The 20,685-nt window shown below is 58.0% G+C and carries 16 protein-coding genes; 6 read left to right on the forward strand and 10 right to left on the reverse strand.

Annotated elements, in window-relative coordinates:
- Positions 1-128: 128 nt before the first annotated feature.
- Positions 129-1,067, reverse strand: a complete 939-nt coding sequence (locus CBW65_RS23430; RefSeq protein ID WP_087458968.1) for a GHMP family kinase ATP-binding protein — start codon at positions 1,065-1,067, stop codon at positions 129-131.
- Positions 1,068-1,336: 269 nt separating this feature from the next.
- On the opposite strand from CBW65_RS23430, the gene CBW65_RS23435 reads away from it, so the two are divergent.
- Both CBW65_RS23435 and CBW65_RS23440 read left to right on the forward strand, forming a co-directional pair.
- A complete protein-coding gene (locus tag CBW65_RS23435) occupies positions 1,337-2,614 on the forward strand; it encodes a DUF418 domain-containing protein (protein WP_087458969.1) in 1,278 nt (425 codons plus the stop codon).
- A complete protein-coding gene (locus CBW65_RS23440; protein WP_087458970.1) occupies positions 2,611-3,414 on the forward strand; it encodes an NPP1 family protein in 804 nt (267 codons plus the stop codon). Before CBW65_RS23435 ends, CBW65_RS23440 begins: the two co-directional genes overlap by 4 nt.
- Before the next feature lie 44 nt (positions 3,415-3,458).
- On the opposite strand, the gene CBW65_RS23445 is transcribed toward CBW65_RS23440, so the two are convergent.
- Positions 3,459-4,226, reverse strand: a complete 768-nt coding sequence (locus tag CBW65_RS23445; RefSeq protein ID WP_087458971.1) for a DUF4931 domain-containing protein — start codon at positions 4,224-4,226, stop codon at positions 3,459-3,461.
- A 148-nt stretch (positions 4,227-4,374) separates the two neighbouring features.
- Between CBW65_RS23445 and CBW65_RS23450 the strand changes: the two genes are divergently transcribed.
- Complete coding sequence (locus CBW65_RS23450; protein ID WP_087458972.1) at positions 4,375-4,734, forward strand: BsuPI-related putative proteinase inhibitor; 360 nt, start codon at positions 4,375-4,377, stop codon at positions 4,732-4,734.
- 43 nt (positions 4,735-4,777) lie between these two features.
- Here CBW65_RS23450 and CBW65_RS23455 read toward each other — a convergent pair whose 3' ends face one another.
- Positions 4,778-6,544: a M3 family oligoendopeptidase gene (locus CBW65_RS23455; RefSeq protein ID WP_087458973.1), complete on the reverse strand. Its 1,767-nt coding sequence runs from the start codon at positions 6,542-6,544 to the stop codon at positions 4,778-4,780.
- Between the two features lie 73 nt (positions 6,545-6,617).
- Here CBW65_RS23455 and CBW65_RS23460 point away from each other — a divergent pair, with 73 nt between their 5' ends.
- Positions 6,618-7,145: a GNAT family N-acetyltransferase gene (locus tag CBW65_RS23460; protein WP_157722152.1), complete on the forward strand. Its 528-nt coding sequence runs from the start codon at positions 6,618-6,620 to the stop codon at positions 7,143-7,145.
- A gap of 32 nt (positions 7,146-7,177) precedes the next feature.
- Here CBW65_RS23460 and CBW65_RS23465 read toward each other — a convergent pair whose 3' ends face one another.
- The 3 genes from CBW65_RS23465 to CBW65_RS25230 form a co-directional block, all read right to left on the reverse strand.
- Positions 7,178-8,440, reverse strand: coding sequence for an ATP-binding protein (locus CBW65_RS23465; RefSeq protein ID WP_087458975.1), 1,263 nt, complete (start codon positions 8,438-8,440; stop codon positions 7,178-7,180).
- Between the two features lie 89 nt (positions 8,441-8,529).
- Positions 8,530-9,549: an alpha/beta hydrolase gene (locus CBW65_RS23470; RefSeq protein ID WP_087458976.1), complete on the reverse strand. Its 1,020-nt coding sequence runs from the start codon at positions 9,547-9,549 to the stop codon at positions 8,530-8,532.
- 93 nt (positions 9,550-9,642) lie between these two features.
- Entirely contained in the window at positions 9,643-9,765 is a 123-nt protein-coding gene (locus CBW65_RS25230) for a hypothetical protein (protein ID WP_269767979.1), read from the reverse strand.
- Positions 9,766-9,906: 141 nt separating this feature from the next.
- Between CBW65_RS25230 and CBW65_RS23475 the strand changes: the two genes are divergently transcribed.
- Positions 9,907-10,404: a hypothetical protein gene (locus tag CBW65_RS23475; RefSeq protein ID WP_087458977.1), complete on the forward strand. Its 498-nt coding sequence runs from the start codon at positions 9,907-9,909 to the stop codon at positions 10,402-10,404.
- Position 10,405: 1 nt separating this feature from the next.
- Complete coding sequence (locus CBW65_RS23480) at positions 10,406-10,732, forward strand: hypothetical protein (RefSeq protein WP_087458978.1); 327 nt, start codon at positions 10,406-10,408, stop codon at positions 10,730-10,732.
- 51 nt (positions 10,733-10,783) lie between these two features.
- Here CBW65_RS23480 and CBW65_RS24665 read toward each other — a convergent pair whose 3' ends face one another.
- The 4 genes from CBW65_RS24665 to CBW65_RS23495 are packed head-to-tail and all read right to left on the reverse strand — an operon-like array spanning position 10,784 to position 20,684.
- The gene (locus CBW65_RS24665; protein ID WP_198299708.1) at positions 10,784-10,924 is read right to left on the reverse strand and encodes a hypothetical protein; all 141 of its coding nucleotides are present in this window, start codon (positions 10,922-10,924) and stop codon (positions 10,784-10,786) included.
- A gap of 59 nt (positions 10,925-10,983) precedes the next feature.
- The gene (locus CBW65_RS23485; RefSeq protein WP_087458979.1) at positions 10,984-14,631 is read right to left on the reverse strand and encodes a non-ribosomal peptide synthetase; all 3,648 of its coding nucleotides are present in this window, start codon (positions 14,629-14,631) and stop codon (positions 10,984-10,986) included.
- Complete coding sequence (locus CBW65_RS23490) at positions 14,628-16,106, reverse strand: condensation domain-containing protein (protein ID WP_087458980.1); 1,479 nt, start codon at positions 16,104-16,106, stop codon at positions 14,628-14,630. Before CBW65_RS23490 ends, CBW65_RS23485 begins: the two co-directional genes overlap by 4 nt.
- Before the next feature lie 15 nt (positions 16,107-16,121).
- Positions 16,122-20,684: a type I polyketide synthase gene (locus CBW65_RS23495; protein WP_198299709.1), complete on the reverse strand. Its 4,563-nt coding sequence runs from the start codon at positions 20,682-20,684 to the stop codon at positions 16,122-16,124.
- Position 20,685: the final 1 nt, after the last annotated feature.

Here is a 20,685-nt window from a genome sequence, read left to right on the forward strand (position 1 = left end):
TAAATAACAGAATTGTAGCACACAGCCAGACGCATTACAATTAACATTTTGTAGTAATTTGAATACTTCAACTCTCTCTAAAATCAAAAAGCGGGTGCAGCCTTAAGACTGTACCCGCTTTCTATCTGTTACATGCCGACCTGAAAACGGCAGGTGATCTCAAATCCCCACTCGCCAAGTTTCGCCGTCGCTTCTGCCATCCGCTCATCGAGGCACTCCGCCCCCGGCTCAAACATGTAGCCGCCAACCGTGCCGCTGTGCGCCATCTGCAAGCCGACCGCGCCGACCTGCAGACCAAGCTTTTGCAATTCCTCAAAACGCAGTTTTGGCAGATAATTCTGATTGATTTCCGAACTCTCCGTCGCCACCTGCCCGATCAGTTTGGCATCCTGCAGCTGTACCGCGCGGCGCATGATGTCCCGCAGCTTCACAAAGCGGTCGATCTCCTGCAGATTGTAGTTGGCCGGTTCAAACGCCAGCGTATCGACTCCGTTGCTGTTTGGCTCCGTGTTAAAGCCAAGCACTTCAAACGCCGGGAACTGTCCGCCAAAGTCTTCGATCACCAGGCCGTCGCGCTGTGCAAACAGCACGCAGCGGTCGATAAACATGATCGAATCGGCTGCCGTCTCCGATTCCACCGCCAGCGCTCCGATGTGCTCCTCAGTCAATTCGATCTCCAAGGCGCTGGCCACCGCCATGATCGACGCCACCACATCGCCGGTCGAAGAACCTAAGCCCCATCCTTCCGGGATGTCGCTGTCCACAACCAGACGTCCGCCCACTTTCCGTTCCTTCAAGTTCTCCAGTGTCACGCGCACCGCCCGCAGCGCTTTTTTCTTAAAAGCGGGCTCGACCGTCAAAATCCCGCTGGCATCCGGCACAAAATGCGCTCCGGCCTGGTACTGGTCACAGGGCATCGTCACCAGCCCGCGGCGCAGCGTACCGTCCGCATCATAAAACTTCCCCTGCAAAATCTCACCGTGATGACAAATTGCCAACCCGTAGCCTGCTTTCGAATACGCTTTCACCTTTGCTTTCGTCGAGTCGAACGATCTCGTATCCTGCATACTCTACCTCCGTTAGCAGACTTCATCTATACGTAAATATAAGTTTGTTACATCAACCACACACAATACTCCTATTTAATCACGAGGGCATTCGAGTTGATTATCTCATGAAAAAAAATTATCTTTACTCATATATATTACACTACAATTGTATCTGTAAAGTGAAATCTGAAAAATTCTATCTAAAATATTTTTTCTTAATAGTTCATTGATTGAAACGTTTCTTGTAAATATTCCGACTATAATGGGAATAAAGGGGGAATCTTTCGATGACACAACAGCCAGAAATCAAGCCGATTCAGCCCGAAATCAAGCCGATTCAGCCCGAACAGCGGATGATGGAACTTGACGTGATTCGCGGGTTTGCCATCTTGGGGATCTTGATCGTCAATATGCAATTCTTCTCCAGCGCTTTCCAGTATCTGTCCCGTGTCCGGATGACTCTGTGGACGGAGGAAGGGGACAAACTGGCCAAACTATTGATCGATCTGCTCGCAGCCGGGAAGTTTTACACGATGTTCTCCTTCCTCTTTGGCATCGGCATGATGATCTTTTTGGAGCGCGCCCGCCAAAAAGGCCGCCGCGAAGTGCCGCTGTTTCTGCGCCGGATCAGCATTTTGCTGGCATTTGGACTGATTCATGCCATCTTGATCTGGGTGGGTGACATTTTATTCCAGTATGCGGTGCTCGCCTTTTTCCTCGTCCTGTTCTACCGGGCTAAGCCTTGGTTCGTCTTGCTCTCGGCCTTTTTCTTTCTCTTCCTGACGCCTGTGCTGAACTTCTTGAACTTCTATCAAAAGATCACCATCCCGATCTACCAAGCCTCGGGACTTGGTCCCAAGCTGTTCAATCCGTCGATGATGCTCGAAGAGGCCAACCAGGCCTACGAGTTCGGTACGTACGGCAGCCAAGTCTTGCAGCGCATGGCCGATTTCGTTTTCCATTACGGGGTGTTCTGGGCGCTGTTTCCCGTCGTGTTCGCCATGTTCCTGTTTGGCGTGTACGCGGCGAAAAAACGCATCTTCCAGAACATTCAGGAGCATCGCAAGTTCATCCGCTGGGTCTGGATCGGCTCGATCGCCACGACGCTGTTTTCCGACTTTTACACGACCTACCTGGCTGCTTCTATCTCCCTGCAAAACTTGCATATCTTTGAACAGTGCATCCGTGCCCTGTACAATCCGGCCTTGTGCATCTTCTATGTAACATCGATCCTGCAGTTGATGCAGTTCGACGCCGTGCGGGCGAAACTGGCGCCGTTCGCCGCCGTCGGACGGATGGCGATCTCCAACTACCTGCTGACCTCGCTGATCTGCACGACAATCTTCTACTCTTATGGATTTGGCCTGTTCAACAAGGTCGGCACCGCCAAAGGGCTGTTGATCTCCTTATTGATCTACCCGCTCCTGATGGTCTTCTCGATCATCTGGCTGCGGCACTTCCGCTACGGACCGGTCGAGTGGCTCTGGCGGTCGCTGACGTACGGACACTGGCAAAACATGCGTCTCTCGAAACGATCAACACCAGAAGGAGGTCATTCGCAATGAAAACGTTTATGAAACTGCTCACCGCCACATTGGCAGTCAGCGCGGTCCTGCCGGCTGCTGCAGCCGGTGCAACCGCCCCGGCGACGTATCTGGCCACCCTGCAATTTGACGGCAAAGACAACTTCGACTCCGGCGAGCAAAATTTCCCGCAGCCATTCCGCTTCACGGGTTATGACACGAACATTGAGCACAACAAAGAAAATCTCGTCCGGTTCAAAATCGGCAGCAGCATCTACGGCACCGGTTCGACCGGCTGGGCAAACCGCGGCCCAAACGACCAGCGCCCGGCTGTCTACTTCCATTTTGTGCGCTCCGGCGGCTATGACGTGTATCAATACTGGCTGTACTATGCGGACAACGACTACATCAACGACCACGAGCACGACTGGGAAAAATATTACGTCTACGAGCAAAACGGCGTCCCGACCCACCTGCTGATCTCCGACCACAACACCTACCACATCTACAAATGGGCCGATGTACCCAAAGACAACGCTCACCCGAAGATCAGCGTTGACGGCGGCGCCCACGCCATGAAACTGTCCTCCGAAGATGGAGTGCGCATCCGCTACAATGGCGCGATCTCCAAAAACAACGGGCGCCTCGACCAAGGCGACCTGACCACCGTGCCGTGGGTGATCTACTCCAACGAAGCGTTTAGCGGTGTCACCTCGTACAGCGCATCGCCCAACGTCTTTTACGGCGGCGATCCGGAGTACAGCACCAATTCCAACGAATACGGCTCGCCTTCCAACGCGCCGTGGGTGCGCGGAGACTGGACAACGCCGGCGCTCCCCTAAACGCAAAAAGGACAACTCCGCTGAGAGTTGTCCTTTTTGTTTCCCTAAAAATACAGCCGCTGCATCTCCTGCGCCACATTCCCGATCCGGTCGGCGACCTGCGGAATGCCAAAGCCGACAAAGATCGGCGACGCGACGAATCGCGGCATGATCTTCACGCAGATCTGTCTCTCCAGGCGGTAGAAAAACAGATTGTACGAGTTGCACGACTTGTGGAAATGATGCATCAGATAATGAGCAGCCTTTTGAATATAATCGGCCATGATGTCGATCTGCTCCGAATCGGACAGCACCACGTTTAACTCATAAAATCCAACCCGCGGCTTCGTCGAGATGTTCAGCTCCACGCCGGGCTCAGCAGCGATCGGGATCCCTTCGAACTGTTCCGAACTGACATGTTCCAGATAGTCAACTTTCTCCAGACCGACGATCTGCATATGCGGATGGCGAATCGTGCCGCCCGACTGCGGACCGTGGCTTTTGAACATCACCACCGAACGAAACTCACCGCTTTGCTCCAGCTTTTCCCACTCCCGCACAGCAAAGCGCATCAAACGCCGCATGTGCGCCGGGTCATAGTCCGAAAGTTCCGCAAGGCACTCATCCGTTTCGATCAGCACCGTCTGCAGCGTGTCCTGCAGGACCGGATACTTATTTTTGAGCAGCATCAGCGGCCCATCTTCGGCCAGGATGCCGGTCAGCGACGCCCGGTCACAAAACGGGCACAGCGTTTCCCGATTGATGATGCTCTCCGGTTTTTGCTGCCCGATGTTCATCACAAACTGCAAATGCGTCTCCGTTGAATACGCCATCCTCGATCACCCATTTTCTCCGCTTTTGTTCATCATACCGTGATAAAAGGCGGCGGACAAGCGTGGTTTTTACAGTCAATCTGTAAACATTCCGCCGGAAAATGCATATGAAAATAGCAGATTCCAAATTCCAAGGAGGAGATTGATTATGTTGACTGTAACGACCAACAAATCTACGTATGCGGTGGGGGAAGCGGTGCAAATCACCTTGACCCTGACCAACACGACCAGCTCGACTCAAACCTACAACTTCAACACTTCGCAGCGCTACGACATCGTCGTTCAAAAAGGAGGCCGTGAAGTTTGGCGCTGGTCGAACGGGCAGTTCTTCCTGCAGGTGCTCGGTACCCTCACCCTGCAGCCGGGCGAATCGGTGACCTACACCGAGACGTGGGACCAGACGAACAACAACGGCAACCAAGTGGCCGCCGGAACCTACACCATCGTCGGCAGCATCACGTCGAGCAACAACCCGCAGCAAGCCAGCACCACGATCACCATCCAGTAACCACACGGAAAAAGCCAACCAGCCCGGCTGGTTGGCTTTTTTCTTATGAAGTAAGCTGTAGGAACTGCTCGACATCTGCAGCCAGCAGGTCGATCGCCCCTTGCCAAAAATCGGCCTGAGTCAAATCGATGCCCAGATGCTTTTGGGCCAGCTCTTCCGGCGTCATCCGGCCCGTATCGCGGAGCAGATCCCGATAGGCCTCGGCAAATTCGCCGCTGCCCTGCTTTTTCGCCTGGGCATAAAGTCCCATCGAGAACAGGTAGCCAAACGTATACGGGAAGTTGTAGAACGGATTGTCGGTCATGTAGAAATGCGCCTGCAAGATCCACTGGTACGGATGATAGCGGTCGTACACGCCGTCATACGCGTGCCGCTGCGCCTCGACCATCAGCTCAGAGATGCGGCCGGCCGGCACCATCCCCTTTTTGCGCTCTTCATAAAACGCCCGTTCAAATCGGAATGCGCCATAGACGCCCTGCACCATGACCAGCCCGCGGCCCAGCTTGTCGGCGAGCAACGCTGCTTTTTCTTGCTTGGACCCGGCCTGTTTGATCGCCGCATCCATCACGATCATCTCGGCGAACGTCGACGCCGTCTCCGCCAGCGACATCGGATATTCCTGCGCGAAATGCGGCAAGCCGTTCAGCACGTCATGGTGATAGCCATGTCCCAGCTCATGGGCGAGGACCAGCATGTCGGACGCCCGGCCGCGATAGGTCATAAACACGCGCGACTGCCCGGCGCGGAAGAACGGAACGCAGAAGCCTCCGCCGCTTTTCTCCGGACGATCTTCCGCTTCCACCCAATCCTGCTCGAAGCAGGTCTTGGCAAAGTCGGACATCTCCGGCGAAAACGCGCGAAACTGCTCGACGATCAGGTCGGCCGCCGCTTCGAAGGTCAGGTTGGTCGACACTTCCGAAAACGGCGCATTGCTGTCCTGCATCATCAGGCTGTCCAAGCCAAGCAGTTTCCCTTTGCGTTTGAAAAAGGGAGTCAGACGATGGCGGTTCCCATCGACCGCGCTGTACATCGCATCGAGGGTGGCTTGGGACAAGCGGTTGTTGAACAAGGGTTCCTGCAGCACCGAGTCCCATCCGCGCTGTTGGTAAAGCGCCAGCCGGAACCCGGCGATGTGGTTGAGCGCCGCTGCGAACAGCTCCTCTTCCCCTGCCAGTTTGTCCTCCACCGCTTCCAGCACGCTGAGGCGCACTGCGCGGTCGCGATGCCCGAGCAGGCCAAACACCTGACCTGCCGTCAGCTCTTGCGCTTCCCTGTCCAGCACGACCGGCACGCGCAGCTGATGCTGGAGGGTGCGGTAGAGGTTCGCCCAGGCATGATAGCCGTCAGCCGCCAATTCGTTGGCCAGCAGTTCCTGATCGCCGCTCATCCGGTCTTGGACACGCGCGCGACGTTCGTCGATGTAGAGCCGGACCGCCTGCAACTGCTCGTCCGCCAGCAGCTTTTCCCACTCTGCTTGCGGCACCTGTGCCAGCTCCTGCTCCAAGCGGATCATCAGCGCCGTGTGCTTGGCGCGAAGCGCTGTGGCCGTTCCTTGTAACTGCTGCACCTGCGCATCTCCGCGCTGTTCATAGGACAGGCAGAAGAGAAACATCTCACACTCCAGCAGCCGGCTGCCCAGCTCCTGCAGCGTCAAAATCAATGCTTTCCCTTGTTCCCCGTCTATATATGCGATCTTCAGATCAGATAATTGATCGGTAAGGCTGGTCAGCTCTGCGGACAATGCGTCCGAATGCTTGCCTCCTGCGAAAATGTCATCCAAGTTCCAATTTTGAGACAGTTTTGTTTGCATCTACAACATCCCCTCTCTAACTCCAGCATATACCATTTCCCAAAAGTCGGGTAGAATGGGAAAAAAGAAAGGAATGACAGAAATGTTACAACTCCACATTCGCAATCTCGGGCCAGACGACGCCGCCGCCTTTCGCCAGCTGCGGCTGCGCGCGCTGCAGGAATACCCGCAGGCGTTTGGCTCTTCCTTTGAAGAAGAGCAGCACACCACGCTGGAAGCGGACACCGCCGTTTTTGCTTCCCGCGTCGCGCCAAACAATTTTGTCGCCGGCGCTTTTTTGGAGGACGGAACGCTGGTCGGCACGATCGGCTTTGTCCGGCAGCAGCGGAACAAGCTCAAGCACAAAGGCATGATCTGGGGCATGTACGTCGCCCCGGAGCTGCACGGCACGGGCGCCGGTTCCAAGCTGATGCAGCATGTGATCGATGAGCTGAAGCAGGAGCCGGAGATCACCCAGATTCAACTGGCCGTGGTCACCACAAACGAACCTGCGAAACGGCTGTACGAGCGATTTGGCTTTGTTACCTACGGCTTGGAAAAAGCGGCGCTGATCGTCGACGGAACGGTCTATGACGAACATTGGATGGCATTGTATCTGTAAGCACAAAAAGAGAGGGCTGCCGCCCTCTCTTTTTATCTGGTCGGAATGGTGATGGCAGCGGTCGTGCCGTCGCCCGGTTCGCTCCAGAACTCCAGCTTGCCGTGCATCGCTTCGATGATCCGAAACGAGACCATCAGCCCCAGTCCCGTGCCTTTTTCCTTGGTTGAATAAAACGGCGATCCGAGCCGTTCCAGCTCCTCCGGCGTCATGCCGGGGCCGTTGTCGATCACTTCGATCACCACGTGCTCCCCGGAACGGCGCGCCAGTACGTCGATCTTGCCGCCGCCTGCGCTGCTCGCCTCGACTGAATTTTTGATCAGGTTCATGATCACCTGTTTCAGCTTCACCGAGTCGGCCATCAGTTGCAGGCCCGGTTCTGCTTCGACCGAAAGCGCTGCCCCCTGCATCGTGGCGTAGGAAGACATCAGGTTGGTGACGTGCTTGAGCACATCCCCCGCCTCCACGCGTTCCAGACGGTCCAGCTCCGGTTTGGCGAAATTGAGGTAGTCGGATATGATAAACTCCGCCCGGTCCAGCTCTTCGATCGCCGTATGCATATAGCGGCGGTTCTGTTCATCCATCGTCGAAGAGGCGAGTTGGATAAACCCGCGCACCACCGTCAGCGGATTGCGCACCTCATGGGCGATCGAAGCGGCCAGTTGCGTGATGATCTGCAGCTTTTCCGATTTTTGTATCTCCGCCCGAATCCTGGCGTTTTCCTGCATGTTCTCAAGCAGCAGCACAGACGCCGTCATCGACAGCAAATAGAGCAAGCCAAAGAACAGATAGAACTCCAGACTATGCTGGAACAGGTACCACACATCGCCGCGATAGACGAAATAGAAGCCGATCGACAGCATGATCAACAGATAGGTCATCACGGAGAGCAGCCCGGCGAGGACGATCTTGCCGCGCAAACTGTACGTATGAAACCACGGCCTGATGCGCAAGAGCAGCGGCAAAAGCAGCACCACGTCGATCAGCACCGTATAAAACGCGGCCCCGCCACCCAAATAGAGACGGCAAAGCAATAAAATAGCGCCCGCAGCGATCCCGCCGCGTACGCCTCCGTACAAAATGGCGATCAGAAACGGCACCCAGCGCAGGTCCCAGATGAATTCATCTCCCATGTTGATGGGAAAAAACATGCACAAACAAGCGGCGACGCCGTACATAACGCCGATCCACCATTTCATTTTCAGCAGATCTTTTCCATACATCCGGTCCGCCGCCAGGATCTGATAGAGAAAAAGCGGAGCCAAAATGACCAAAAAGTTAAGTAGTAAATCTTTCACTCAGCAGACTCCCCCATTTTCACCTTCTCGTTCCATTATAACAAAAATAAAGTAAAAAGAGCCTGCCAGTTGTTCAGCATGGCTCTTTCCTATAATTCAGCGTCTTCCCGCGCGATGTTGCCGGAGAAGGTCGCTCGGGTTGTGACATCTGCCGGATCTTTTTTCGCTGCTGTTTGTGTGCTGTGCCGACCTTTGTCCAGGTAATAGGACAAGAAAGCGGTGGTGCGCACCAGATACTCATTGGTTTCTTTCGAATAAGTGCCGACATGTTTCTTTGCCGGCGAGACCCACAGCACCGTGTTCATCGAAGCGGACGCTTCGGCCAGCTCCATGCTCTCAGACGCCGGAATGATCTCATCCCCTTGTGCATGGATCAAAAAGACGCCCCGGTCACGCAGATTCTGAATCGAGAGGATCGGCTGCACCGTCTCCGGCTCGATCCCAGTCAGGAGGCTTGCTTCCCACATCGCCAGTTTGGGCATAAATTCCACTTCGGCCAGCGGATGCAGATTGGCGAGGTTGGTCTCCAGGTATTGGTCCAAGTTGGTAAACGCCGAGTCGGCGACCACCGCCTGCACTTCCGGGACTTCCGGCGCTACCTCAAGCGCGGTCGATGCGCCCATCGAAAAGCCGACCAGCCCGATCTGCTCATAGCCAAGTCCTTTGGCGTAGTCGATCGCGCCGAGCAGGTCTTGTTTTTCATAATAGCCAAGCGAGGTCATCGTCCCGTCCGATTCCCCGGCGCCGCGAAAATCAAACATCAGCGACGCGATGCTGCGGCTGTGCAGCGCTTTTGCCATATGCAGCGCGACATTGGCGCTGGTCCGGTTTTCCGAATAGCCGTGCGCGAAGATGACGATGCGGGAGGTCTCTTCGGCGGCCGGCACCAGCCAGCCTTTGAGCGTGACATTTTCGTTTTGACTCTCGAAGCTGACGTCCTGATAGTCGAGATGAAACACTTCCGGCGTTTCGGCGATCGGTTTTTTCGGCGGATGCAGGTATTGCCAGCCGAGAAATGCGATGCTTGCGGAGGGAGTCAGGACGATGAGCAGCAGGCACCAAAAGGACAGCCAGAACCAGATGCGTTTTTTTCTTCGTTTCCTCCTCATGCCGCAACCCTCCGTTTCTTATACATCCCATTTATCTCCATCTTGGCGCACAAAAAAACCCGCATCCGGGAAAGGATGCGGGTTTTTTCAAGATTAGCAGCCGCAGCCGCCGCCTTGTTGACCACCTTGGTAGTCAGGCACAAACAGGAAGAACAGAACGAAGATGATCAGGAACACAACTGCCCATTTGGTATAAGCGCCAAATACACCGTACATAAAAAAAACACCCCCTCTCTGCTCGTTATTAAGGTACGGGGAGAAGGGGAATCTGGATACGGGCACCTGTCCCGATGACTAGAAAACGGGCGCAAACGCACACTATACCTGAACTCACAAAATGAGGGAGGTATATACACGATGAAAAAGACTGCAGCAAGCCTCTTCGCTGTATTGCTCGCATCTTCGCTTGTGACCGGATGCAGCAACAACAACGCGCAAAATGACGGCCAGCCTGCAGGCGGCGGCGCCAAGGCGCAAAGCCAGCAGGCGCAGCAAAAAGGCGGCGCGAAAACGCAAGCTCAGGGCGGCCAAAAAGGGCAGCAAGGACAGCAAAACGTCCTGCAGAAACAGGACAGCCAAGATGCCCTGTATGAAGACAAGAAGTTGGAAGCGGCCGTCGAAAAAGTGCAAAACGTCAAGCATGCCACCATCATGGTCTCTGGCACGACCGCCTATGTGATGATTGAAGACATGGGTTCGATGAAAAAGTCGAACGTCGCCGCTCCGAACACCGATGCCAACATCCTGAACGCACCGGAAGCGGTCAACATGCCGCCAGCGATGACCACCGCCATCCGCGACACGATCATCCGCACCAATCCGAATCTCCGCCGCGTTGTGTTCATGAGCAAGTAAGATGGTGTTTTTGAACGACAACCTCTGGGAAGTCACGCGCCAGCACCTCGGCGAAAACGGTGAAAACGTGGCGATCGAGCTGCAGGACCCGAACGGATATTTTGATGCCAACGTGCGCTGGGACGGGATGATCGAGCTGCACGTGTACCACAACGTTCCCAAAGGCGAGCAAAACGCCAGCGGCGACGGACATATCGATACGCTGCATCTTGCCGATCTGGATGATTTTATCGTCCGGCTGCAAGAGCTGAAAGAGATCGGCCAGGAATTTTTTGATTATCAGGATGTGTGGGAAGACCAACGAGAAGATCGGCAGTTTGAAATTTAGACCAAACAAAAGGGCGAAGGCCGGGGGCCTTCGCCGTTTGTATGGCATACGTTACTGTTGGTGCTGCGGTTGACCGCTGTTGTTTTCCTGCTGATACTCCGCGTAGGCGATCAGCACTACGCCAAGCTGGGCTTCCAGTTGGTTGATCCTCTGATGCTGTTCTTGCGTCAGGTCGGCCAGTTCGTTTTTCATCCTGTTAATCCCCCCTTTGCGGGTGTTTCAACAGGTAGTGTTGCTTTTTCGCGCCCTCGTTATGTCTGGCGTCTGCGCGAAGGGCGGGACAGTGCGCGAATCTGCGACGGCACTTGACGGGCTCCTGTCTGCAGGTACGCCTTGGCTTGTGTTTCGAGACGCGCCGGGTCGTGGGCCAGGTTGTGCAGCTCCTGTTCCAGATCGAGGATCGTCGCCCGGTCGAACACGCGGTGCAGCGTGAGGTCAACCGAGAAGATGCCTTGGAGGCTGGAGACGAGCTGGGTGGCCCGCAGCGAGTGTCCGCCGATCTCAAAGAAGTTGGCCGACAAGGAGACGCGTTCGAGGCCGAGCAGTTCGCAGAAGAGTTGGGACAAGACTTCCTGCACGGCCGTCTGCGGCGGCGTATCATCACTTACGGCGAGCACGTCCGGCTGCGGCAGAGCTTTGCGGTCGAGCTTGCCGTTTGGCGTCAAGGGCAAGGCGTCGAGCGTGACAAAGGCGGCCGGCACCATGTAGTCGGGCAGCGCGGCTTGCAGGAACAAACGCAGGTCGCTGCTGTCCGGTGCCGATTGGCCGGTTGCCTGAACGATGTAGCCGATGAGACGCAGGTCGCCTTGCGGGTCGGGCATGGCAGTTGCGGCGGCCGCTTGGACCTGCGGGTGGGCGTGGAGTTTGGCTTCCACTTCGCCCAGCTCGATGCGGAACCCGCGGACTTTGACCTGCTGGTCGAGGCGGCCGAGATATTCCACGTTCCCGTCGGCCAGCCAGCGTGCCTCGTCACCTGTGCGGTACAGTCTCCCTTGCCCGGTGAAGGGGTTGGGGACGTAGCGTTCCCCCGTCAGGTCAGGCCGTTCAAAGTAGCCGCGCGTCACGCCTGCACCGCCGATATACAGCTCGCCGGGCACGCCGGCCGGCACAGGTTGCTGCTGCGGGTCGAGGATGTAGAATTCGGTGTTGGCGATCGGTTTGCCGATTGGAAGGACCGGCGGGGTATCAGTTTGGACTTCATAGGTGGAAGACCAGACGGTGGTCTCGGTCGGCCCATACATGTTGAAAATGCGGCAGGGCAGCTTCTCGCGAATCGCTTTGACCAAGGTTCCTTGCAGCGCTTCCCCGCCAAGCATGAGCAGACGAACGCCTCGCAGCGCCCCGATGGCCGCAGGATTGCCAAGCGCCATCTTCATTAGCGAAGGTGTGCCTTGGAGCAGTGTGACCCCATGCTTCACCGCCTGAGCAGGCAGGTCCGCCGTGTCGGCCACGATCACCGTCCTGATGCCCCGTGTCAGCGTCCACAGCAATTCCAGCACCGAGATGTCAAACGCATAGCTCGTCGAAGCGAGCAGCACGTCCCCTTCCTCAGGCTGAATCCGTTCATCCATCCCCCAGAAAAAGTTCGCCACATTCCCCTGTTCCACCATCACGCCTTTCGGCTTCCCGGTAGAACCGGATGTGTAGATCATATAGGCCAGATCGTTGACTGAGGCTTCGCCGAGAGAGATGTCTTCGCGTTGCGAAGACAAGTTCTTCTCTACTGACGTTCCGTCATCGCCCAGCGAAGTCGAGACCTTCTCACTTGCCGTGCCGTCTTCGCCCAGCGAAGTCGAGACCTTCTCACTTGCCGTGCCGTCTTCGCCCAGCGAAGTTGAGACCTTCTCACTTGCCGTGCCGTCTTCGCCCAGCGAAGTTGAGACCTTCTCATCTGCTGTGCCGTCTTCGCGCAGCGAAGTCGAGACCTTCTCACTTGCCGTGCCATCTTCGCGCAGCGAAGTTGAGATCTTCTCTTCTGCTGTGCCGTCTTCGCGCAGCGAAGTCGCTTCGTCGCGATGTGATGCAATCGCATCTAATGAAACGACCGTCAGGTCAGGTATCGCCGGCAGGCTCGCCTTGTGCTTATCGAGTGTCACAAGCGCCTGCACTTTTGCATCTTCCAAGACATACGCGACTCGCTCGGCCGGGTAGGTTGGGTCGAGCGGGACATAGGCCGCGCCGGATTTTAAGATGCCGAGCAGACCTGTGATCATGGCGAGGGAACGCTCGGCGAGAATTGCCACTCGCATGGACGGGCCGATGCCGCACTGGGTCACCAGATGATGCGCGAGGGCATTCGCTCGGCTGTCCAGTTCGGCATAGGTCAACTCCTCATCGCCAAACACGACGGCAACTGCATCTGGCGTGCGGGCTGTCTGCGCTTGGAACTGTGCTTGGATGCTCAGGCTGCGCTCCGGCGACAGGGCAACTTTTGTCTGATTCCAGCCCGTGAGCAGTTGCTTTTGCTCCACTTCCGTCAGCATTGGCAACTCGCCAATCGTCAGCTCCGGCGTCTGCACGAGACCTTCGAGCAGCTGCAGGTAATGCCCCGCCATGCGCTCGATCGTGGCCGAATCGAACAGGTCGGACGCATACTCGAACAAAACGTCCGCTCCCGCCGCCGACTCCATCACCGTCAGCGACAGGTCGCATTTGGCCGTCCCGCCGTCAAACTCCATCGGCTCCAGAGTCAGACCGGCCAGCTCCTGCACGCCGCCTGCCCCTTCGACATAGGTGAACATCGCCTGGAAGATCGGACTCCGGCTCAGATCCCGCTTCGGCTGGATCTCTTCCAACAAGAGCCCAAACGGCATATCCCCATGCGAGAACGCCCCCGTGCTCGCCTCTTTCGTGCGCAGCAGCAATTCAGTTCCACGCAACTCCGGCTTCACTTCCGTCCGAATCACCATCGTGTTCAGGAAAAAGCCGATCACACTCTGCGTCTCCTGCTGTTTGCGCAAAGACACCGGCGTGCCGACCAGCACATCCTGCTGCCCGGTATAGCGGTGCAACAGCGCCTGATACGCCGCCATCGTCACCATAAACGCCGATACCCCATGCTTCCCGCCCAGCGTCTTCACGCCAGCCATCACACGTTTTGACAACGGAACTTTCACCTGCGCCCCACGGTACGTCTGCACAGCAGGACGGGGACGGTCGGTCGGCAGATTCAGCACAAACTCACTGTCCGCCAGCTGTTCCTTCCAATAAGAAACCAGCTTCTCACTGCCTTCCCCTTGCAACTGCTCCCGCTGCCACTCGGCAAAATCGGTGTACTGCAAAGGCACGTCCGGCATTTCCATTCCTTCGTAGTGACGGAGCAGTTCGCCAAAAAACAGCCCCAGCGACAGGTGATCGCTCACGATATGATGCACGATCAGCAAAAACAGATGCTCCTGCTGATCCGTCTGCCAGCAAAACGCCCGCAGCAAAGGCCCTTTTTCCAGATCGAACGGCACCTTCACTTCCGCCAAGAGCTGCTCCAGCACTTCCGCTTCCACTCGGCCCCGCACATCGCGCACCACAAGCGGCACCGACAGCTCGTCGGCCACCACAGCGCGGGGCGCACTGTCAAACTGCGCAAACGTCGTGCGCAGCGCCTCATGCCGCTGTACGATCTTCCCGACGCTTTGCTCCATCCTTGACAGATCCAAGTCCCCTTTGATCTTCACCACGCTGTACATGTTGTACGCCGGGTCGTTCGGCTCCATCTGCTGGAAGAACCAGATCCGCTCCTGGTCGACCGACAGCGGCGCCGGCCCTTCCGAGGTACGGCGCGGAATCGACACTTCCGCTTTGGCCAGCTTGCTGCTGTCGATGTTTTTCGCCTGCAGTTTCTTTTCCAACAGCGCCCGCTGCTCCGGCGACAGAGCAGCGAGGCGGTCGCTTAAACTTTTCATCGCGCCTGCCCCTCCCCGACCCGCAGCGGCAGGTCGGCCAATTTTTGCCCCGGATCTTGCAGCACCGCTTCGAGCAGCCGCTCCATATCCCCGGCGATCTCCTCGATCGTCTCCTGCTCAAACAGGTCGGCATTAAACTCCCAAAATCCTTTGGGCTCCTCATTCGCATCGAGCACTGCAAAGACGATGTCATACTTCGACGTCGACCCGTCGATGTCCAGATCGACGATCGACAACGGCATCCCTTCCAGCACCTGCACCGTCGGCACATCGACATGCACAAACATCGCCTGAAACACCGGATGACGACTTGGGTCTTCCGGCAGCTCCATCAGATCGACGAGCATCCCAAACGGAATGTCGGCATGCTTATGCACCGCCACGTTTACGTCCTTCACTTTGTGCAGCAGTTCGCGGAACGTCATGCCCCCGTTCACATCGACGCGGAACACGATTGGCGTGAGAAAATACCCGACCGTGCTCTTCACTTCCATCCGCGAGCGGTTCACGTACGGCGTGCCCACAACGATGTCCTCCTGCCCCGAATAGAGGTGGAGCAGCGCATCATACGCCGCCAAAAACACCATAAACGGCGTCACGCCTTCCGTTTTTGCCAAGAGGTTGATCCCTTGAAAAAGTTCACTCGGGAGCCGGAAATGCTTGCGCCGGCCTTCGAAGCTCATTTGCTCCGGACGCGGGTGGTCGGCCGGCAGCTCCAACTGCATCGAAGCCCCCGCCAACTGCCCTTTCCAGAACGTCGTCAGCTCATCCAAGACCTCGCCCTGCAGGTAGTTCACCTGCCACTCCGCCCAATCGGCATACTGCACCTGCGGCAGAGGCAGTTGCAGCGGCGTCCCCGTCACATAGCTCATGTAATACTGCAACAGTTCCTTGTCGGTCACCATATAGGTGATCCGGTCGGTGATCAGATGGTGGGTCACCCACAGCTTGATGTGCTCTTCCGCATCGAGCTGCAAGAGCTGAATCCGAAATAAAGGCGGCGTCGCCGCATCAAACGGAATCCGCGTCGCTTCCACCATGATCCGGTTCGCTTCCGCCCGGCGCTCCTCTGCCGGCAGATGGCGCAGGTCGATCCGCTCCATCTGCACATCCAGCTCCGGCAGCACGACCTGCTTCGGCACACCGTCGATCACCCGGAACGCCGTGCGCCACGCTTCATGGCGGCGCACGATCTCCCGGTAAGCGTTCAGCAAAGCGTCCGCATCAAGCGGGCCGCGAATATGCTGGGCGTTGTAGTTGTTGTGGCGCGGGTCCTGCGGCGTGGCCTGATAGCTCTCCCACAGGCGCAACTGATCGATCGACAGCGGGCTTGGACCATCATGTCCGCGCACCGGGATGCGGTCCTGCAACGGGGCGGCTTTTGACACGTCGATGCCTTTTTGTTTCAGAGCCTGCTCCAGCAGTTTGCGCTTTTCCGGCGGCAAGGCAGCCAGGCGTTTTTGCAAGTCATCCATCGTTGTTCCTCCCTCTTACTGCTCGCTGAGCAATCTCGCTGTCACTTCGTCCAGGTCGAGGTCTTCAATCTCGCCGAGCAGACGCTCCAGTTCGTCAAGCTCATCCTGCGCCAGCCCCGTCTGCGCCACGCGCTCGGCAAGTCCAGCGATCGTCGGCGCCGCGAAGAACTCATCCATCGGCAGCTCGACCATAAACTCCTGGCGAATCCGCGCGACCAGCTGAATCGCCAACAGCGAGTTGCCGCCCAGTTCAAAGAAGTTGTCGAGCACAGACACCGAGCCGACCCCAAACAGCTCGCCAAGGATGCCGGCGATCTTCTCTTCCGTCTCATTGCGCGGCGCGACATAATCGGCATCGCCTTCCTTGCGCAACGATGCATCCACACCGCCTTGGGAAAACGCGCCCATCGTGTACGCCTGCTGGTTGTCGATCACGGCGTGCAGGTCTTGTGTGGACACGATCACCTGCGACAAGCCGCTGCCGAGCACGGCCGCCAGCGCTGCCATGCCTTCTGCCCGCGTCATGCCAAATTCTTCGCGCATCTGCTTCATGTGCGCCTGCACCGCCGGGTTGTTTTCCATCCGCTCTTCCAGCCAGGTCTCCCACTTCCAAATGCTCCAGTCGATGGCAAAGGTGCGGGTGCCATGTGCTGTGTTGCAACGGGCCAGCCGGTCGAGGAACAAGCTCGCCGCCGCATTTTCCAGTGCGCCCAAGCCGCCGACAACGCCTGTCGTCGAAGAGAACAGCACAACAAATTCCAGCTCCTCGCCTGCCAGCGCCGCATCTAAAGCCAGCGCCCCTTTGACTTTCTCATCCAGTCCGGCGGCGATCGCATCCGGCGTTTTGAACTGCATCATGCCCATCCCGCGGTTCCCCGCCGCATGGAACACCCCGTTCAATCCGCCAAATTGCGCCCGGGTCTGCCCGATCACCGCTTGCATCTGCCCCAGTTGGGTGATGTCCGCGCTGATGCAGAGCAGGTCGGCCGAGCTGCCCAGATGCAGCTCCACCGCCGCGAGCTCCTCCTCGGCTGCCACATGAACCACCTTTGCGCCCACCGTTTGCAACAGGTGCCGGGTCAACTGCAGAGCGGTATCCTCCGCACCGCCGGTGACCAGATAGACCGCGCCTTGGCGCAGTGCTCTGCCGCGCTTGGAAGCATGGAGCAGGGCCGTTTTTTCCAAAGTCTGCACAAAACGCGTGTGCCCGCGATAGGCGACATGCTCTTCTGTCGCTTGGGACAACAGCTCTTCTGCCGCCTGCTCCACGCAATCGGCCGCCTGCGGTGCGTCCGCGTACGGCAGGTTGAGGTCGAGCGTGCGGATCGAAAGCGCCGGGTACTCCTGCGGGATCACTTTGCAGGCGCCAAGCAGTGTCGCGCGCTCCGGCGCAAACACTTCGCCGCCCGTCACTTCCTGCAGGTTGTTGGTGATCACGGTGATCTCGACAGGTTCCGTCCAGCCTTGATCGGTGATCGCCTGTGCCAGATAGACCAGCGAGTGCAGACCGCGCTCCTGTGCCGCTTCCAAGCGGTCGAGCCCGGTGTCGCTGTCATCCAGCTCGGAGAGTGCGCCAAAATGCGCGATGCGCTCCGGCATCTGCCCGGCCAGTTGGAGTTCCTTGAGCAGTTCGCCGTATTGCTCGCGGCTGCGCAGGTCGAGGCCGTATACGTTGTCTTCCAGACGGGAGAAATGATCATCAGCCATCACCGCGACCACTTCCTGCCCTTCCGCCGTCAATTCCTTGACCACTTCCGCGCCAAATCCGGCATCGTCGAGGAACACCAGCCAGCGCTTCGGCGCTTCCAGTGCCGCAGCGGTCAGATGGCCTTGCTTCCAGACCGGCACGTAGTACCAGTCGGCGACGTTTTTCTGTTTCGCCAGCGACGGTTTCGATGTGCCCGGCACGCCCGGCTGCAGCATGTAGGACTTGCCTTCAAACGGATAGGTCGGCAGCGGCACGCGCAGGCGCTGTTCCGCTTCGCCGTACAGCGAGTTCCAGTCGATGTCCACACCGGACACCCAGAGCTGGCCGACAGCACGCAGCCATGCTTTTGCATCATGCAGCTCTTCATTGCGGTGGCGCAAGGTGGCGATGGTGTACGCTTTGCCTTGCACAGCCATCGCGGTCTGTTTGACCATCTTGCCCAGCGCGTTGCCTGGCCCGACTTCGAGATAGACGTGCGATGCGTTGCCGAGCAGTTCCTGCACGTTGTCGGCAAAGCGCACCGCTTCCCGCAGGTGGGTCACCCAATACGCCGGATCGGTCGCCTGTTCTGCCGTGATCCACGTGCCGCTGACATTGGAGAGGTATGGCAGTTGCGGGGCGTTCAGTTTGACCTTTTTGACTTTTGCCAAAAACGCTGCCAGCATCGGCTCCATCATCGCAGAGTGGAAAGCATGCGAGGTTTCCAGACGGCGCGAAGAGATGTTTTGCTGCTCCAGTTCCGCTTCGAACGCCGCCACCGCCTCATGCTCGCCCGACACCACACAGGCGTTTGGCCCGTTGACGGCGGCGAGGGACAGATTGGCCGGCAGGATCGCACGCAGTTTTTCTTCGGAGAGAATCACGGCGAGCATCGAACCGCTTGGCAGTTCTTGCATCATCGCACCGCGTGCCGCGACCAGCTCCAAAGCCGCTTCCAGCGTAAACACGCCAGCGAGGCAAGCAGCCACGTATTCGCCGATCGAGTGGCCGAGCATCGCTTTCGGAGAGATGCCTTTGGCCTGCCACAGCTGGGCCAGCGCGTATTCGATCACGAACAGGGCGGGTTGAGTCAACCGGGTCTGGGTCAGCTGTTCCTGCGCAGCCGCTTCCTGACCTTGCGCCGGGTAGAGCACGGTGCGCAGATCGAGGCCGAGGTGCGGCGTCAACAGTTCAGCGGCACGGTCGACATGGTCGCGGAACACCGCTTCTGCCTGATACAGATCGCGGCCCATGTTGACATACTGCGCCCCTTGGCCCGGGAACAGGAAGACGACCGAGCACTCCAGCTCTTCCTCGCCTGCCGCAAGCGAACCGCTACCAGTCAACGCATCGTCAGAGGTGAGCAGCAGAGTGGCCGCTTCTTCCGGGCTGCTTGCGACGGCAAACTTGCGGTGCGAGAACGCTTTGCGCCCTTTTTGCAGCGTGTACGCCACGTCGGCCAACGCCTGCTCAGCGTGCGTTTCCAGATGCGCTTGCAGATTCTGGGCTGCTGTCTCCAGCGCGGAAGAGGTCTTCGCGGAGAGGACAAGCAGTTGATGTTCAGAGTTCGCAGCCGAAACTTCCACTTGCGGCGCTTCTTCCAGCACCACATGCGCGTTGGTGCCGCCGATGCCGAAGGAGGAGACCCCGGCGCGGCGCGGGCCATCCGACTGCCACTCTTTCAGCTCGTGGTTCACATAGAACGGCGAAGAGGCGAACGGGATGCCCGGGTTGCCTTTTTCAAAATGCAGGGACGGCGGCAGTTGCTTGTGCTTGAGCGCCATCACCGTTTTGATCAGCCCGGCCACACCGGCCGCTGCGTCGGCGTGCCCGATGTTCGACTTGACCGAGCCAAGCGCGCAGAACTGCTCGCGGTCCGTTTTGTTGCGGAACACTTGGGTCAGCGCCGCCACTTCAATCGGGTCGCCCAAGACGGTCGCCGTGCCATGCGCTTCCACATAGCTGATCGAGTCCGGTTCCACGCCCGCCATCAGCTGTGCCTGCGCGATCGCCTGCGCCTGCCCGTCGGTGCTTGGCGCGGTGTAGCCGACTTTCATCGAGCCGTCGTTGTTGATCGCCGTGCCTTTGATCACCGCATGGATCGTGTCGCCGTCGGCCAGCGCATCTTCCAGCCGCTTCAGGACGACCACGCCAACGCCTTCGCCCGGCACGGTGCCTTTTGCCGCTTCGTCAAACGTGCGGCAATGTCCGTCCAGCGACATGATGCCGCCTTCCTGATAGAGGTAGCCTTGCTTTTGCGGAAGCGTCACCGCAGCCCCCCCTGCCAGCGCCATGTCGCACTCGTACATCAGCAGGCTTTGGCAGGCTTGGTGCACCGCGACCAGCCCTGTCGAGCAGGCGGTGAGTACCGTCGCCGCCGGGCCGGTCAGGTTGAGCTTGTAAGACACGCGCGTCGCCAAAAAGTCGCGCGAGACGCCCATCAACGCCTGCAGCGGCCCCATCGCCGCCACCACATCCTGATTGGCGGCGAGGTACATCGTCTCGTGGCGGTTGCTCGCCGCACCGCCAAAGACGCCAATCGCTCCAGCATAGCGCTCCGCATCATAACCGGCGTGCTCCAGCGCTCCCCAAGCCGCTTCCAAAAAGACGCGCTGCTGCGGGTCGGTGATCTCCGCCTCACGCGGGGTGTAGCCAAAGAACTCGGCGTCAAAACGGTCCGCACCGGCCAGCACGCCGCCGCGCTTCACGTAGTTCGGGTGCTGCAGCAATTGCTCCGAGACCAGAGCCGCTTTTAACTCCTCATCGGTAAAGGTGGAAATCGACTCCACCCCGTTTTTCAGATTCTCCCAAAATGCGTCCACATTCTCAGCGCCGGGAAACCGCCCCGACATGCCGATGATCGCAATTCCTTCCATCAACGCGTTGCTCATG

The sequence above is a fragment of the Tumebacillus avium genome, assembly GCF_002162355.1.
Taxonomy (GTDB): domain Bacteria; phylum Bacillota; class Bacilli; order Tumebacillales; family Tumebacillaceae; genus Tumebacillus_A; species Tumebacillus_A avium.

Excerpts from the sequence above, each read along its gene's own strand:
- CBW65_RS23445 (WP_087458971.1), bottom strand. The coding sequence starts at position 4,226 with ATGGCGTATTCAACGGAGACGCATTTGCAGTTTGTGATGAACATCGGG.
- CBW65_RS23455 (WP_087458973.1), bottom strand. The coding sequence starts at position 6,544 with ATGCAAACAAAACTGTCTCAAAATTGGAACTTGGATGACATTTTCGCA.
- CBW65_RS23430 (WP_087458968.1), bottom strand. The coding sequence starts at position 1,067 with ATGCAGGATACGAGATCGTTCGACTCGACGAAAGCAAAGGTGAAAGCG.
- CBW65_RS23495 (WP_198299709.1), bottom strand. The coding sequence starts at position 20,684 with ATGAGCAACGCGTTGATGGAAGGAATTGCGATCATCGGCATGTCGGGG.
- CBW65_RS23470 (WP_087458976.1), bottom strand. The coding sequence starts at position 9,549 with ATGAGGAGGAAACGAAGAAAAAAACGCATCTGGTTCTGGCTGTCCTTT.
- CBW65_RS23490 (WP_087458980.1), bottom strand. The coding sequence starts at position 16,106 with ATGGATGACTTGCAAAAACGCCTGGCTGCCTTGCCGCCGGAAAAGCGC.
- CBW65_RS23450 (WP_087458972.1), top strand. The coding sequence starts at position 4,375 with ATGTTGACTGTAACGACCAACAAATCTACGTATGCGGTGGGGGAAGCG.
- CBW65_RS23475 (WP_087458977.1), top strand. The coding sequence starts at position 9,907 with ATGAAAAAGACTGCAGCAAGCCTCTTCGCTGTATTGCTCGCATCTTCG.
- CBW65_RS23480 (WP_087458978.1), top strand. The coding sequence starts at position 10,406 with ATGGTGTTTTTGAACGACAACCTCTGGGAAGTCACGCGCCAGCACCTC.
- CBW65_RS24665 (WP_198299708.1), bottom strand. The coding sequence starts at position 10,924 with ATGAAAAACGAACTGGCCGACCTGACGCAAGAACAGCATCAGAGGATC.
- CBW65_RS23435 (WP_087458969.1), top strand. The coding sequence starts at position 1,337 with ATGACACAACAGCCAGAAATCAAGCCGATTCAGCCCGAAATCAAGCCG.
- CBW65_RS23460 (WP_157722152.1), top strand. The coding sequence starts at position 6,618 with ATGACAGAAATGTTACAACTCCACATTCGCAATCTCGGGCCAGACGAC.
- CBW65_RS25230 (WP_269767979.1), bottom strand. The coding sequence starts at position 9,765 with ATGTACGGTGTATTTGGCGCTTATACCAAATGGGCAGTTGTGTTCCTG.
- CBW65_RS23485 (WP_087458979.1), bottom strand. The coding sequence starts at position 14,631 with ATGAAAAGTTTAAGCGACCGCCTCGCTGCTCTGTCGCCGGAGCAGCGG.
- CBW65_RS23440 (WP_087458970.1), top strand. The coding sequence starts at position 2,611 with ATGAAAACGTTTATGAAACTGCTCACCGCCACATTGGCAGTCAGCGCG.